Source organism: Streptomyces sp. JW3, from assembly GCF_052216785.1.
Taxonomy (GTDB): domain Bacteria; phylum Actinomycetota; class Actinomycetes; order Streptomycetales; family Streptomycetaceae; genus Streptomyces.
In genome coordinates this window covers 1-231 of the sequence record NZ_JBQOUX010000337.1, presented here as the reverse complement: position 1 = coordinate 231, position 231 = coordinate 1, and the positions used below count along the sequence as shown (strand labels likewise).

Annotated in this window: 1 pseudogene; it reads right to left on the bottom strand. The window is 69.7% G+C overall.

The window, feature by feature from the left end:
• Positions 1 to 22: 22 nt before the first annotated feature.
• Positions 23 to 231: pseudogene (locus ACTT8P_RS38740) on the bottom strand (VOC family protein); the annotation flags it as partial.

The window sequence follows — 231 nt, the reverse complement described above, 5'->3', positions numbered from 1 at the left end:
GGTCACGACCACCATTGTGCCGTCATGGCCCCTCGATCCCCATCGACCGCAGGTGCTCGGCCGCCGGGCTGTCCGGGTCGTACGGGCGGGCAGCGGTCATCACCACCCGCGTCTGCTCCGGTGTCACCACCTCGAGTTCCATCGAATTCCACGGCATCACCCGCGGGCCGACCGTGCACCCCGGCACCGCGCGCTCGCACGCTTCGGCGATGCCGTCGATCTCATCGAGCA